The organism is Zhengella sp., assembly GCF_041397485.1.
GTDB lineage: Bacteria > Pseudomonadota > Alphaproteobacteria > Rhizobiales > Rhizobiaceae > Zhengella.
Map to the genome: position 1 here is coordinate 354,627 of NZ_JAWKWO010000005.1, position 14,193 is coordinate 368,819.

Consider the following 14,193-nt stretch of genomic DNA (forward strand, 5'->3'; position numbering starts at 1 on the left):
CATGAAGACCGTCCTGGCCTTCGGCGATTCGCTGACATGGGGATCCGATCCGGCCACCGGCGGCCGGCATCCGGAGGCCTTGCGCTGGCCGAATGTGCTGGAAGCAGCACTGGAAGGCCGTGCCCGGGTCATCGCCGACGGGCTGCGCGGGCGCACCACGGCCTATGACGAACATCTGGCCGATTGCGACCGCAATGGCGCCCGCATCCTGCCGACCGTGCTCTACACGCATGCGCCGGTGGATCTTGTCGTCATCATGCTCGGCAGCAATGACATGAAGCCGCATATCGCCGGCACGGCCGTCGCGGCGCTTCAGGGCATGCGCCGTCTTGTGACGATCGTGAAGAACCATGTGCCGGGCATTGAAGGCGCGCGGGCGCCGGATGTGCTCATCGTCGCGCCGCCGCCGCTCTGCGAGACAGCCGACCCGTTCTTCGCCGCCATGTTTGCAGGCGGTGTGGAACAGTCGGCCATGTTGGCCTCGCTCTATGCGGATCTGGCGGATGAGGCGGATTGCGGCTTCTTCGATGCGGGAAGCGTCGCCCGCACGGCGCCGGCCGACGGTGTCCACATAGACGGCGAAAACACGCGCGCGCTCGGAAAGGCGCTGGCGCCAATGGTTCACGTGATGCTCGGTCTTTGATCGGGGTCAATGGAAGAAGGGGAAGCAGGCACTAGGGTCGGGACGAACGGACAAAACAGGAGGTTCGCCGATGTCCCATGTGCCGCACGAACTGGCGGAGGAATTCCCGGAGCACACCGAAAAGATGCACGAGATGAAGTCGTCAAACGCTCATTTCGCCAAGCTTTTCGAAGAGTATCACGATATCAACCGCGCCATTCATCGCGCCGAGACCAATGTCGAACCGACCGATGACTTCCACATGGAAGACATGCGCAAGCAGCGCCTGCGGTTGAAGGACGAAATCTACGGGATGCTCGCCAGCTGAGCCGATGGCTCGGGCGGTCTCCCGGACAACGCGGAGACCGCCCCTTGCACATACGTGCAGCACGACCGACCGACTGTGCAGACCTTGCGATTCTCGACGACATCGCGGGCCATGGCTTGACGGCTGAAGCCTGGGGCAGGGCGGCTGCGAACGGGGCGGGTGCCAGCGCGCTGGAGGTCGGGCGCGAAAGCTATCTGGGGGAGGCCAGCCCCTGCAACTGGCGCAATGCGCGGATCGCGCATGTGGAAGGCCTGACGGCAGGCATGGCCGTCGGCTACCATCTGCCGGCATGGACCACCTTCCCCGATCATCCCGATCCGCTCTTCGAGCCGGTCATGTCCCTGTTCAGGCGAGCCATTGGCGGCTGGCTGCTGGACGCGCTGGCCGTCTATACCCGCCATCGCGGACAAGGCTTGGCGCGGCGGCTGCTGGCCGACCAGTTGGAGCGGGCTGCCGGGCATGCCATGGCGCTGGTCTGTGCAGATGACAATGCTCCCGCTCTTTCCCTTTACGCCGCCCACGGCTTTGAAACCGCAGCGCGCGCGCCCTTCGTGGCGCATGGGAAACCCCGCAACACCAGAGAATGGCTGCTCCTGAAGCGGCCCGCATCCTGACCGAAAGGCTTGGCGACCATGGCTGACAATTCCTACGACGTGATCATCATCGGCTCCGGCCCGGGCGGCTATGTGACCGCCATCCGCTCTGCGCAGCTTGGCTTCAAGACGGCCATCGTGGAACGGGAGCATCTGGGCGGCATCTGCCTGAACTGGGGCTGCATTCCCACCAAGGCCCTGCTGCGCTCGGCCGAGATCATGCATTATGCCGATCATATCAAGAACTACGGCCTCAAGCTGGAAGGCAAGGTGACGGCCGACGTCAAGGCGGTCGTGGAACGCTCGCGCGGCGTCTCCGGCCGGCTGAATGGTGGCGTCGGCTTCCTGATGAAGAAGAACAAGGTCGACGTCATCTGGGGCGAGGCGAAACTGGCCGGCAAGGGCAGGATCACGGTTGGCAAGCCATCCAAGGCGCCCATGCAGCCGCAGCACCCGGCGCCCAAGGGCACGAAGGGCGAGGGCGAGTATTCTGCAAGACACATCATCGTCGCCACGGGCGCGCGGCCCCGCGCATTGCCGGGCATCGAGCCGGACGGCAAGCTGATCTGGACCTATTTCGAGGCCATGGTGCCGCAGGAACTGCCGAAAAAGCTGCTCGTCATGGGCTCGGGCGCCATCGGCATCGAGTTCGCCTCCTTCTACAACGCCATGGGTTGCGACGTGACCGTTGTCGAGGTCATGCCAACGATCATGCCGGTGGAGGATGCCGAGATTTCCGCCATCGCACGCAAGCAACTGGAAAAGGCCGGGCTGAAGATCCATACCGAGGCCAAGGTCACCAAGGTCGAGAAGGGCGCAAATTCGGTGAAAGCCACCGTGGAACTGAAAGGCGGCAAGAGCGAGGTGATCGAGGCCGACCGGATGATTTCGGCGGTTGGCGTTCAGGGCAATATCGAGAATCTCGGCCTTGAGTCACTCGGGGTGAAGACCGAGCGCGGCTGCATCGTCATTGACGGCTATGGCCGCACCAATGTGGAAGGCATTTACGCCATCGGCGATGTGGCGGGACCGCCCATGCTCGCGCACAAGGCCGAGCACGAGGGCGTTGTCTGCATCGAGAAGATCGCCGGCCTGCCCAATGTCCATGCCACCGACAAGGCCAAGATCCCCGGTTGCACCTATTGCCACCCGCAGGTGGCATCGGTGGGGCTGACGGAAGCGAAGGCAAAGGAGCAGGGACGCGACATCCGCGTCGGCCGCTTCTCCTTCGGCGCCAATGGCAAGGCCATTGCGCTGGGCGAGGACCAGGGCATGGTCAAGACGATCTTCGACAAGAAGACGGGGGAACTGCTGGGGGCCCACATGGTCGGCGCCGAAGTCACCGAACTCATCCAGGGCTTCGTGGTCGCCATGAACCTCGAAACGACGGAAGAGGAACTCATGCACACGATCTTCCCGCACCCGACCCTGTCGGAGATGATGAAGGAAAGCGTGCTGGACGCCTATGGCCGCGTACTCAACGCATGATCTGGAGACGATGGCCGACCGGCTCGCGCGCGATCTGGCCGGCAGCCGCTGTGGCGGGCGGGTGACAAAGGCACGGTCACTGCCCATATGATGGGCAGGCCTGACAAGGGGATGATGGCGACATGATGCATTCCTACGGATCCGAATTCGGCGTTATGGGCATGGCGGGCGTCGGCTTTTTCGGCATGCTGCTGATCGGCTTTCTCGCCGGTTACGTGGCCGAGCGCGCCCTGAACCGCAACCACGGCCTGCTGACCAACATCCTCGTCGGCATTGCCGGCTCATTCGTGGGCGGCACGCTGGCCAGCCTGCTGAACATCACCTATTACGGTTTCCTCGGAAATCTCGTGGTTGCGACGCTTGGCGCGATTGCCATCCTTTGGCTTTTTGGAAAAAGCAGCCGCAACACGCGTTCCTGAAGTGCAGGCCCGGAAAAAGGCATAGCAAGATATGGTCACAATTCTCGACACCGTCACCGGAAAACAGCGTCCGCGCCATCCGGAAAAGCAGAAGAACCCGGAGAACGAGATCCAGCGCAAGCCCGCCTGGATACGGGTCAAGGCGCCGGTGTCAAAGACCTATCAGGAAACCCGCTCCATCGTGAAGGACAACAACCTTGTCACGGTGTGCGAGGAGGCCGGCTGTCCCAATATCGGCGAATGCTGGGACAAGAAGCACGCCACCTTCATGATCATGGGCGAGATCTGCACGCGCGCCTGCGCCTTCTGCAATGTCATCACCGGCAAGCCGCATGCGCTAGACCCGAACGAGCCGGAAAACGTGGCCAGGGCTGTGCGCCAGATGGGGCTGCAGCATGTCGTCATCACCTCGGTGGACCGCGACGATCTCGCCGATGGTGGCGCGCGCCACTTTGCCGATGTGATCGCGGCGGTGCGGGCGGCCTCGCCGGAAACGACGATCGAAATCCTGACGCCGGATTTCCTGCGCAAGGAGGGCGCACTGGAAATCGTCGTCGCGGCGAAGCCCGATGTCTTCAACCACAATCTGGAAACCGTGGCGTCCAACTACCTGACGGTGCGGCCGGGCGCGCGCTACTTCCACTCAATACGCCTGTTGCAGCGGGTCAAGGAAATCGATCCGGCCATCTTCACGAAGTCGGGCATCATGGTCGGCCTGGGCGAGGAGCGCAACGAGGTGCTGCAGCTCATGGACGACCTGCGTTCCGCCGATGTCGACTTCATCACCATCGGGCAGTATCTGGCGCCGACGCGCAAGCATCACCCGGTCAGGGCCTTCGTCACGCCCGAAGAGTTCAAGTCCTACGAGACGGCGGCCTATTCGAAGGGCTTTCTGATGGTGTCCGCCAGCCCCCTGACGCGTTCATCGCACCATGCGGGGGAGGATTTCGCACGGCTCAGGGCCGCGCGCGAAGCCAGGCAGGCGTCTGCGAAGGACTGATCGATCATCCATGCCCAAATTCGAGACCAGACGCCCGGTCGAGCACGCTGCCGGCGACATGTTCGCCCTTGTTGCCGATGTTGAGAAATATCCGGAATTCCTGCCCATGTGCGAGGCACTGACCGTGCGCTCGCGTCGCGAACGCGATCACCGCGAGATGATCGTGGCCGACATGACGGTGGGCTACAAGGCGATCCGGGAAACCTTTACCAGCCAGGTTCTGCTGGACCGCCAGGCGCAAACGATTTTGGTGAAATATGTCGACGGACCCTTCAGGTACCTTACCAATGAATGGTCATTCGAACCGCGCGGTGGAAATGCCTGCACGGTTCATTTCTTCATCGACTACGAATTCCGCAGCCGTATCCTGGGCGCCATGATGGGCGCGGTCTTCGACAGAGCCTTCCGCATGTTCGCCGAGGCCTTTGAAAAGCGCGCGGACGTGATCTACGGGCGCGGCGGAGCGGCCTGAACGTCAGGCGTCCAGCGCGGCCTTCAGCATTGCAAGCGCGTGAAGGACGGTGGCCCGGCGTACGCCTTCGCGGTCGAGCCCGGCAAACATGCGGCTCTCGGCAATCGCCCGCGCGCCGTCTTTCGCAAGCCCGAACCAGACGAGGCCGACCGGCTTTTCATCGCTGCCGCCGCCGGGGCCAGCGACACCGGTGACGGAAATGGCGAGATCGGCGCCCGAACGGGCCAGCGCGCCGGCTGCCATTTCGGTAGCCGTTTCAGCCGAGACCGCGCCATGGGCCGTGAGCGTGTCTTCCGATACGCCCAGCATGTCCTGCTTGGCCTGGTTGGAATAGGTGACGAAGCCGCGATCCACCACATCGGACGAACCGGCAATGTCGGTCAGCGCACCGATGATCAGTCCGCCGGTACAGCTTTCCGCCGTGGCGATCATCATGCCCCTGGCACGTGCGGCATCCAGAACCGCGGCAGCGAATTCCCTTGTTGCAGCGCTCATTCCGGCACCTCCCCGGGATAGATGACGGTTGCGGTGGCGATGGCGGCAATTCCTTCGCGCCGGCCGACAAAGCCCATCTTCTCGTTCGTCGTCGCCTTGACCGAAACCCGTTCCGGGCCCACGCCCAGCATGGCGCAAAGCGCCGCCGTCATGGCGACGCGATGCGGGCCGACCTTGGGCGCTTCGGCAATGAGCGTGATGTCGGCATTGGCGATGCGTCCGCCCTTCTCCTTCACCAGCCGCACGGCGTGTTCCACGAAAATATGCGAAGGCGCACCCTTCCATTGGGGGTCGGAGGGCGGGAAATGCGTGCCGATGTCACCCGCCCCGATGGTTGCCAGCAGGGCATCGGTCAGCGCATGCAGGCCGACATCGGCATCGGAATGCCCGGACAGGGTTTTCTCGTGCGGGATCTTCACGCCACACAGCCAGACATGATCGCCGGGCCCGAACGTGTGGACATCATAGCCATTGCCGGTGCGCACATCCGGAAAGGCGGCGGCCAGAATGCGGTCTGCCATGGCAATATCCCTCGGCCAGGTGATCTTGAAATTGTCGGGCGAACCGGCGATCAGGCGGACCGGCAGGCCGGCCCATTCGGCGATGGCCGCATCGTCGGTGAAATGGCGCAGGCCGGACGTTTCCGCCTTGCGATGGGCTTCCAGGATCGCTGAAAACGGAAAACCCTGCGGCGTCTGCGCCGCGAACAACCCGTCGCGCGGCAGGGTGCCGGCCACAAGAGCGGACGGATCGCCCTTTTTCAGCGTATCGGAAACCGGAACCGCCGCCAGAACTCCATTGTCCGGCCCAAGCGCTTCCCTCGCGCGGTCGATGAGGGCTGCGTCGCAGAAGGGGCGCCCGCCGTCATGGATCAGCACGAAATCCGGCGGCTCGCCCGACAGCGCGTCAAGCCCCTTGAGAACCGAGCCTTGCCGGTCGGATGCGCCGGTCACGAAAGCCAGCCGTCCGGCGTCCAGTCCAGCGCTTGCCACCTCGAACAGGGCGCGGTCATCGGCATGAATGACAGCAATGACGCGGCGGATTTTCGGATGCCGCAGGTAACTCTCCAGCGCATGGCGGAGCACCGGCTTGCCGCCAATCATCCGGTATTGTTTCGGCCCGCCCTGCTGGCCGGCGCGTTCGCCCCGTCCGGCTGCCACCACGACTGCATCGAACCGTGTTTCCGCCATGTTTGTCACGTTGATGCCCCTGCGCCTTTGCCCTTCGCGCAGCAAGCCATACTGCGGGCCGCAAGGGGATGCCAGCCTGCAACCGGTTTTCTTTTGCGGCAGTGCAAAAGCCAATTGCATTGCGAGCCGGAACTGTCTAGAAAAAGGCAGTAAGGAAAATGCCCGAAAAATAATCATGAACCACCTCGCAAAACTTGCACAACCCCTCGCCATCGGCAAGGTCACGGTGCCGAACCGGGTGTTTCTTGCGCCCATGTCGGGCGTCAGCGACCAGCCCTTCCGGCTGCGTGCGCATCGGGCAGGCGCAGGCCTGACCATATCGGAAATGGTCGCTTCGGGTGAACTGGCGCGCGGTCGCGCCGAATCCATGCGGCGCATACGCCTTGCCGGCATTCCGATCCAGTCCGTTCAGCTTGCCGGACGCGAGCCGGAGGCGATGGCGCAGGCAGCACGCATTGCCGAGGAAGGCGGCGCGGACATCATCGACATCAACATGGGCTGTCCCGCCAAGAAGGTGACGGGCGGCTATTGCGGCTCTGCGCTCATGCGCGATCCCGGCCATGCGCTTTCGCTGGTCCATGCCGTCGTGGCGGCGGTATCGGTGCCCGTCACGCTGAAGATGCGTCTCGGCTGGGACACCGACAGCATGAACGCGCCGCTCATCGCGCGCATGGCGCAGGATGCCGGTGTCGCCATGATCACCGTGCACGGGCGCACACGCATGCAGTTCTACAAGGGCAGGGCGGACGGGCGCGCCATTCATGCGGTGCGCGAGGCTGTCAGCGTGCCACTTGTGGCCAATGGCGACGTGGAAACCGCAGCGGATGCAGCCGCCATCCTGGCGCAGTCCGGCGCCGATGCCGTGATGATCGGGCGCGGCCACTATGGCCAGCCCTGGCTCGCCGGGTCGATCGCCGCGGCGGCAGCCGCCGCCAGGAACGGACCCGCTCGTGGAAACGCCGCGCCGGACGATCTGGCGGCCTATGTGATTGATCACTATCGCGACATGCTTGCACTCTACGGTGACCAGCCCGGCCTGCGCCAGGCGCGCAAGCACCTGGGCTGGTATCTCGAAAGGCACGCGCCCGGCTGCCCGGATGCCATGCGAACGGCGATCATGACCGGGACCGACCCGCACACCGTGATGACGGCGCTGGAAACGGTCCTGACCGACCCCTCATTCACCGAGACACGGAGAGCCGCATGAAGCCGGCCGCGCAGACCCTCACAAGCACGGCCGATCCGGCACAGCTTGTCCTCAACACGATCCGCCATCCGGTCATCATGGTCGATGAGAAGGGCTATATCACCTTTGCCAATGCCGATGCGGAATCCTTCTTCCGCTCCTCCTCCGCCATTCTGGCCCGCAACCGGCTCGACCAGTTCATTCCCTTCGGATCGCCGCTGGCAACGCTTGTCGAGCAGGTGCGTGAGCGCCGCGCACCGGTCAACGAATACCGGGTCGACATTTCCTCGCCGCGGCTCGGCCCGGACAAGGTGGTCGACATCTACGTCGCGCCGGTCATCGAGATTCCCGGCTCCGTCGTGGTGATGTTCCAGGAGCGCACCATGGCCGACAAGATCGACCGGCAGATGACGCATCGCGGCGCGGCCCGCTCTGTCACCGGCCTTGCGGCCATGCTGGCGCACGAGATCAAGAACCCGCTTTCGGGCATTCGCGGTGCCGCGCAATTGCTGGAACTCTCCGCCTCCGACGAGGACCGCGCCCTGACGCGGCTCATCACCGACGAGACCGACCGTATCGTCGCGCTGGTGGACCGGATGGAGATCTTTTCCGACGAACGCCCCATCGACCGCGCGCCAGTCAACATCCACGTCGTGCTCGACCATGTTAAGGCGCTGGCGCTCAACGGCTTTGCCCGAAAGTTCCACATCAACGAGGACTATGACCCGTCACTGCCGCCGGTCTATGCCAATCGCGACCAGCTCGTTCAGATTTTCCTCAATCTGGTGAAGAACGCCGCGGAGGCGCTTGGCGACCGGGCCGATGGCGAGATCACGCTGTCGACCGCCTTCCGCCCGGGCATCCGCCTGTCCGTGCCGGGCACTGCCGAGCGCGTTTCGCTGCCGCTGGAATTCTGCGTGCGCGACAATGGCCCGGGCGTTCCGGACGACATCCTGCCCTACATCTTCGATCCCTTCATATCCACCAAGACCAACGGATCGGGCCTGGGACTGGCGCTGGTGGCAAAGATCGTGGGCGAACATGGCGGCGTCATCGAATGCGACACGTCGGCGCGCGGCACGACATTCCGAATCCTCATGCCGGCATGGAAGCCCGGCAGCAACGAGACCGGCGGCCTTTCGCCGGCAACGGAGAACTGAACCATGCCCAACGGAACCGTTCTGGTCGCAGATGACGATGCGGCAATCCGGACCGTGCTGAACCAGGCGCTGGCGCGCGCCGGCTACGATGTGCGCGTCACCTCCAACGCCGGAACGCTCTGGCGCTGGGTCGCGGCCGGGGAGGGCGACATCGTCGTCACCGATGTCGTCATGCCGGACGAAAATGCCTTTGACCTTCTGCCGCGCATCAAGAAGATCAGGCCGGAACTGCCGGTCATCGTCATGAGTGCGCAGAACACGTTCATGACGGCCATCCGCGCTTCAGAACGCGGCGCCTACGAATATCTGCCCAAACCCTTCGACCTGACCGAATTGCTGAACATTGTCGGCCGGGCCATGGCTGAGCCGAAACGGCCGTCGGTGGACAAGGCAACGGACGAACAGCCCGATTCCATGCCGCTGGTGGGGCGGTCCGCTGCCATGCAGGACATTTACCGCATGCTGGCGCGCATGATGCAGACGGACCTCACCGTCATGATCACCGGCGAATCCGGGACCGGCAAGGAACTGGTGGCGCGCGCCCTGCATGAATATGGCCGCCGGCGGAACGGGCCTTTCGTCGCCATCAACATGGCCGCGATCCCGCGCGATCTGATCGAGTCGGAACTGTTCGGCCATGAACGCGGCGCCTTCACCGGCGCCCAGCACCGCTCCACCGGCCGTTTCGAACAGGCCGAGGGCGGCACCCTCTTCCTCGACGAGATCGGCGACATGCCGATGGAGGCGCAGACACGGCTTCTGCGCGTGCTTCAGCAGGGCGAATACACCACCGTGGGCGGACGCACGCCCATCAAGACCGACGTACGCATCGTGGCCGCCACCAACAAGGATCTGCGTGTCGCGATCAACCAGGGGCTCTTCCGGGAGGACCTGTTCTACCGTCTCAATGTGGTCCCGCTGCGCCTGCCGCCGCTGCGCGAACGCGCCGAGGACGTGCCCGACCTGGTGCGCCATTTCTTCAAGGCCGGAGAAAAGGAAGGCCTGCCTGCCAAACGCATATCGCAGGACGCGCTCGACATCATGAAGCACTATCCCTGGCCGGGTAATGTGCGCGAACTGGAAAACCTCGTCCGCCGCCTCGCAGCCCTTTATCCGCAGGACGAGATCACCGCGGAGATCGTCGAAACCGAACTGTCCGGCGTGCCGGGCGCGGCGGCGCCGGCGGGAATGGCCAGCCTGCCGGAGGAAATCACCATTTCCCAGGCGGTCGAGCACTACTTGCAGCGCTACTTCCGCAGTTTCGGCGAAGACCTGCCGCCACCGGGCCTCTATCAGCGCGTGCTTCAGGATGTGGAATATCCCCTCGTCCTGGCATGCATGACGGCAACCCGCGGCAACCAGATCAAGGCCGCGGAACTGCTCGGTCTGAACCGCAACACGCTGCGAAAGAAAATCCGCGAACTGGGCGTCAACGTCTATCGAACGGCGAAAACGGGCTGAACGGATTTCCGCCTCATTTTCACCATCGGCCACCCATAGAGCTTCCGTTCAACGGCGTTTTGTTGCAGAATCGTCACAATGCGTTGCAATAGGGTCACGCCTCGCTGACGGGGCAGAACCGAGACGGGTGGACGGTTTCTCGTGCTGGATCGCATGAAGGAAAAAGGTGACGGCATGATGCCGGGCGAAGGCCGCAGGCTGCTCGCGCTGCCGGGCGTCCTGACCGTCGTTGCCTCGCTGCTGGTCGCTGTCACGTCCTTCGTCATCCTGATGGGCCTCACGCCCATCACCCCGGACGAAACCACGACCCTGATCCTCATCGGCGTCAACGCCGCGCTCGTGCTGACGCTGATCGTGCTGATCGTGCGCGAGGCACGGCGGATCATGCAGTCGCGCCGCATCGGCAAGGCCGCATCGCGGCTGCATGTGCGCATCGTGGCGCTGTTTTCCCTCGTGGCAGCGGTCCCCGCCATCCTCGTTGCCATCGTGGCGTCGGTGACGCTGGACATCGGACTCGACCGCTGGTTCGAAATCCGCACCCGCGCGATCATCAATTCCTCGCTTTCCATTGCCGAGGCCTACATCCGCGAAAACGCGGGAAGCCTTCAGGGCACCACGCTTTCCATGGCCGGTGACCTGGACCAGAACCGGCTGCTCTTCAGTCTCGACAAGGGCGGTTTCCGCAAGTTCATGTCGGACCAGGCCAATGGGCGGGCGCTGGCGCATGCTGCGCTCATCAATGCACAGGGCGCCTTCGTCATGACGGCGGAGACCACGGCCGAGTTTCCCATGCCGGAACCGTTTCCCGAGGTGATCGAACAGGCGCAGGATGGCCGTCCGGTGCTCATTCCGCCCCGTTTTCGCAATCTGGTCGGCTGCGTCGTCAAGCTGCGCGAACTGGAGGATGGCGACCTGTTTCTCTACACCGTGCGCGTCGTCGATCCGGAAGTCATCAAGGCACGACAGATCGTGGCGGCCAACGTCTCCGAATATCAGGGACTGGCCAACAACCGCACCTCGACGCAGGTGGCCTTCGCGCTGCTTTACCTCGGCGTCACCCTTGTGGTCGTGCTCTCGGCAATCTGGACCGGGATTGCCGTTGCCGACCGGCTGGTGCGCCCGATCCGCCAGTTGATCGGCGCGGCCGATGAGGTCTCCACAGGAAATCTCGATGTGCGCGTCCCGGTCCGCCAGTCCGACGGTGACGTCGCCTATCTCGGCGATACGTTCAACAAGATGCTCGCGCAGTTGAAGAGCCAGCGCAACGAATTGCTGGGCGCCAAGGACCAGATCGATGAGCGCCGCCGGTTTTCCGAGGCCGTCCTGTCGGGCGTGACAGCCGGTGTCATCGGTGTCCAGTTCGACGGTTCAATCTCGCTGGTCAACCGGTCCGGCGAGCAGATGCTGGGCGTTCTGTCGGCTGATGTGGAAGGCAAGAACCTGTCGGAAATCCTGCCGCATATCGGCCAGGTCTTCGAAATCGCGCGCAATTCCGGCCGTCCGGTCTGGCGCGAACAGACGGCGTTTTACCGCAACGGCGTGGAGCGGACCTTCAACGTGCAGATCACGGTGGAGGATTCCGATGACGACGACCATGCCTATGTGGTCACGGTGGACGACATCACCGACCTCGTCACCGCGCAGCGCACGTCGGCCTGGGCGGATGTCGCGCGCCGGATCGCCCATGAGATCAAGAACCCGCTGACCCCGATCCAGCTCTCCGCCGAACGGATCCGCCGGCGCTACGGCAAGGTCATTACCGAGGATCGTGAGGTTTTCGACCAGTGCACTGACACGATCATCCGCCAGGTCGGCGACATCGGCCGCATGGTCGACGAATTCTCGGCCTTCGCCCGCATGCCGAAACCCGCCATGCAGGAGACCGACCTGCGCGAGGCGCTGCGCGAAGCCTCTTTCCTCGTCGAGGTGTCGCGCAGCGAGATCGCCTTCGAGCGCGCCTTCATGGACGAGCCTCTTCCGGGCCGCTTCGACAACCGCCTCATGGCGCAGGCCGTCGGCAATCTCGTCAAGAACGCGGCGGAATCGATCGACGGAGCGACGGTGGACGAGCCGGGCCTCAAGGGCGTCATCCGGATCACCGCCCGCAATGACAACGGCCGGATCGTCGTCGAGGTGATCGACAACGGCCGCGGCCTGCCGCGCGAGAACCGGCAGAGGCTGCTCGAACCCTACATGACAACGCGCGAGAAGGGTACGGGCCTTGGCCTGGCCATCGTGCGAAAGATCGTCGAGGACCATGGCGGCACGCTCAGCCTGCACGATGCGCCAACATCGTTCCACGGCGGGCGCGGCGCGATGATCCGCATCGTTCTGCCATCGGCCGGCAGCGGCGCCGCGCCGGTGGCCAAAGGGGCGCATACGCAACAAGAAAACGACCGGAAGGTGGACCATGGCGTCTGACATTCTCATTGTCGATGACGAGACAGACATTCGCGAGCTTGTGGCGGGTATCCTGGAAGACGAAGGGCACGAGACACGCACCGCCCATGACAGCGACAGTGCGCTGGCCGCCATCTCGGAACGTGTCCCGCGCCTTGTCTTCCTTGACATATGGCTGCAGGGCTCCCGGCTCGACGGGCTGGCGCTTCTCGATGCGATCAGGAAGATCCACCCGGATCTGCCCGTGGTCATGATATCGGGACATGGAACGATCGAGACCGCCGTCTCCGCCATCCGGCGCGGCGCATACGATTTCATCGAGAAGCCGTTCAAGTCCGATCGCTTGATCCTGATCGCCGAACGCGCACTGGAAACCTCGAAGCTGAAGCGCGAGGTGTCGGAACTGAAGAAACGGTCGAGCGATTCCTTCGACCTGATCGGCAATTCCCATGTGATGATGCAATTGCGCCAGACGATCGAGCGGGTGGCGCCGACCAACAGCCGCGTCATGATCGTCGGCCCGTCGGGTTCGGGCAAGGAGGCCGTCGCCCGCGCCATTCATGCCCAGTCGGCCCGGGCGGGCGGGCCGTTCGTTTCCATCAATGCGGCAGCGATCACGCCGGAGCGCATGGAGATCGAACTGTTCGGCACCGAATCGAACGGCGCGGAACGCAAGGTCGGTGCGCTGGAGGAAGCCCATCGCGGCATTCTTTATCTGGACGAAGTGGCCGACATGCCGCGCGAGACGCAGAACAAGATCATGCGTGTGCTCATCGACCAGCAGTTTGAACGCGTCGGCGGCACACGCCGGGTCAAGGTGGATGTGCGAATCATTTCCTCGACCGCGCGCAACCTCGAGGCGATGATTGCCGAGGGTGCGTTCCGCGAGGACCTGTATCACCGCCTGGCCGTGGTTCCGGTCATCGTTCCGCCGCTGGCCGACCGGCGCGAGGACATTCCCTACCTGGCCGACTATTTCGTCAGCCAGATCGCCCGCCAGTCCGGTATCAAGCCCCGGCAGATCGGCGATGACGCGATGGCGGTGCTGCAGGCGCACAATTGGCCGGGAAACGTGCGCCAGCTTCGCAACAACGTGGAGCGGCTGATGATCCTTGCCCGCGGCGACAATCCCGAATCGCCCATCACGGCCGATCTTCTGCCCGCCGAAATCGGCGAAATGATGCCGCGAACGCCCAGCCAGACCGACCAGCACATCATGGCATTGCCGCTGCGCGAGGCGCGCGAGATGTTCGAGCGCGATTATCTGGTCGCGCAGATCAACCGCTTCGGCGGCAACATCTCGCGCACAGCCGAATTCATTGGTATGGAGAGGTCCGCGCTTCATCGCAAGCTGAAGTCGCTGGGTGTTTGAATAGGGG

The 14,193-nt window shown here is 63.9% G+C and carries 14 protein-coding genes; 12 read left to right on the forward strand and 2 right to left on the reverse strand.

Translation table 11 applies throughout. The features are described from left to right. Position 1: 1 nt before the first annotated feature. The 7 genes from R3D65_RS16585 (at position 2) to R3D65_RS16615 (ending at position 4,922) form a co-directional block, all read left to right on the forward strand. Positions 2–643, forward strand: a complete 642-nt coding sequence (locus tag R3D65_RS16585; protein ID WP_371276378.1) for an SGNH/GDSL hydrolase family protein — start codon at positions 2–4, stop codon at positions 641–643. Between the two features lie 70 nt (positions 644–713). Continuing rightward, entirely contained in the window at positions 714–950 is a 237-nt protein-coding gene (locus tag R3D65_RS16590; RefSeq protein WP_371276379.1) for a YdcH family protein, read from the forward strand. 44 nt (positions 951–994) lie between these two features. Then, positions 995–1,564, forward strand: coding sequence for a GNAT family N-acetyltransferase (locus R3D65_RS16595; RefSeq protein WP_371276380.1), 570 nt, complete (start codon positions 995–997; stop codon positions 1,562–1,564). An 18-nt stretch (positions 1,565–1,582) separates the two neighbouring features. Next, positions 1,583–3,031 (forward strand): dihydrolipoyl dehydrogenase, encoded by a 1,449-nt coding sequence (gene lpdA, locus R3D65_RS16600; RefSeq protein ID WP_371276381.1) that lies wholly within the window; start codon positions 1,583–1,585, stop codon positions 3,029–3,031. A gap of 122 nt (positions 3,032–3,153) precedes the next feature. Continuing rightward, the gene (locus R3D65_RS16605; RefSeq protein ID WP_371276382.1) at positions 3,154–3,450 is read left to right on the forward strand and encodes a GlsB/YeaQ/YmgE family stress response membrane protein; all 297 of its coding nucleotides are present in this window, start codon (positions 3,154–3,156) and stop codon (positions 3,448–3,450) included. A 31-nt stretch (positions 3,451–3,481) separates the two neighbouring features. Further along, positions 3,482–4,450 (forward strand): lipoyl synthase, encoded by a 969-nt coding sequence (gene lipA / locus R3D65_RS16610; RefSeq protein ID WP_371276383.1) that lies wholly within the window; start codon positions 3,482–3,484, stop codon positions 4,448–4,450. A 10-nt stretch (positions 4,451–4,460) separates the two neighbouring features. Continuing rightward, positions 4,461–4,922, forward strand: a complete 462-nt coding sequence (locus tag R3D65_RS16615; RefSeq protein ID WP_371276384.1) for a type II toxin-antitoxin system RatA family toxin — start codon at positions 4,461–4,463, stop codon at positions 4,920–4,922. A gap of 3 nt (positions 4,923–4,925) precedes the next feature. On the opposite strand, the gene R3D65_RS16620 is transcribed toward R3D65_RS16615, so the two are convergent. Together R3D65_RS16620 and R3D65_RS16625 are read right to left on the reverse strand one after the other, a co-directional pair. Continuing rightward, positions 4,926–5,417: a CinA family protein gene (locus R3D65_RS16620; protein WP_371276385.1), complete on the reverse strand. Its 492-nt coding sequence runs from the start codon at positions 5,415–5,417 to the stop codon at positions 4,926–4,928. Continuing rightward, positions 5,414–6,607: a bifunctional 2-C-methyl-D-erythritol 4-phosphate cytidylyltransferase/2-C-methyl-D-erythritol 2,4-cyclodiphosphate synthase gene (locus R3D65_RS16625; protein WP_371276386.1), complete on the reverse strand. Its 1,194-nt coding sequence runs from the start codon at positions 6,605–6,607 to the stop codon at positions 5,414–5,416. The genes R3D65_RS16620 and R3D65_RS16625 overlap by 4 nt, the downstream gene beginning before the upstream one ends. Positions 6,608–6,782: 175 nt before the next feature. Between R3D65_RS16625 and dusB the strand changes: the two genes are divergently transcribed. From dusB to R3D65_RS16650, 5 genes are all read left to right on the forward strand, one after another. Continuing rightward, a complete protein-coding gene (dusB, locus tag R3D65_RS16630; protein ID WP_371276387.1) occupies positions 6,783–7,814 on the forward strand; it encodes a tRNA dihydrouridine synthase DusB in 1,032 nt (343 codons plus the stop codon). Next, positions 7,811–8,953, forward strand: coding sequence for a nitrogen regulation protein NR(II) (locus R3D65_RS16635; RefSeq protein WP_371276388.1), 1,143 nt, complete (start codon positions 7,811–7,813; stop codon positions 8,951–8,953). The genes dusB and R3D65_RS16635 overlap by 4 nt, the downstream gene beginning before the upstream one ends. 3 nt (positions 8,954–8,956) lie before the next feature. After that, on the forward strand, positions 8,957–10,414 hold the full coding sequence (ntrC, locus tag R3D65_RS16640; RefSeq protein WP_371276389.1) for a nitrogen regulation protein NR(I): 1,458 nt from the start codon (positions 8,957–8,959) through the stop codon (positions 10,412–10,414). A gap of 153 nt (positions 10,415–10,567) precedes the next feature. Beyond that, complete coding sequence (locus R3D65_RS16645) at positions 10,568–12,835, forward strand: ATP-binding protein (protein WP_371276481.1); 2,268 nt, start codon at positions 10,568–10,570, stop codon at positions 12,833–12,835. Then, the gene (locus R3D65_RS16650; protein WP_371276390.1) at positions 12,825–14,186 is read left to right on the forward strand and encodes a sigma-54-dependent transcriptional regulator; all 1,362 of its coding nucleotides are present in this window, start codon (positions 12,825–12,827) and stop codon (positions 14,184–14,186) included. Before R3D65_RS16645 ends, R3D65_RS16650 begins: the two co-directional genes overlap by 11 nt. The last annotated feature ends 7 nt before the right edge of the window (positions 14,187–14,193 follow it).